A 468-nucleotide genomic window follows, 5' to 3' on the forward strand; every position below is an offset into this window, starting at 1 on the left:
GGAGCTGGTGCTCGGGGCCGTGGAGGAGGTGCTGGTGCTGGCCACGGCGACCGTGCGGCCCGAGGGGAGGGGCGAGGAGGGGGACGAGCGGATCCGCCGCGCGCTGGCGATCATCGCGGCCGAGCCCGGGGCCGCGCACTCGGTGGCCTCGCTGGCGCGGGCCGTCGCGCTCTCGCCGTCCCGCTTCGCCCACCTGTTCGCCGAGGCGACCGGGCAGACGCCCATGCGGGCCGTACGGCGGGCGCGGGTGCGGCACGCCGCGAGCCTGCTGGAGGTGACCGACATGGACGTCGGGCAGGTGGCGGCGGCCTCGGGGTTCGTCAGCCCGTTCCACTTCAGCCGGGCCTTCAGGAAGGAGTACGGCCTGCCGCCCCGCGACTACCGCGCCCGCGTGCGCCCGGCCCCGCCTGGCGGGACGGCCGATGAACGATTCCTTCACGGACGCCGAGACAGAACTTCACCGCATGT

Annotated in this window: 1 protein-coding gene; it reads left to right on the forward strand. The window is 75.6% G+C overall.

What is annotated here, in order from left to right; genetic code table 11:
• Window positions 1-468, forward strand: a 468-nt coding sequence (locus FAF44_RS53730; protein WP_237111200.1) for a helix-turn-helix domain-containing protein, incomplete at both ends; no start/stop codon positions are given.

Origin of the sequence: Nonomuraea sp. MG754425 (genome assembly GCF_021699195.1) — a bacterium.
GTDB lineage: Bacteria > Actinomycetota > Actinomycetes > Streptosporangiales > Streptosporangiaceae > Nonomuraea.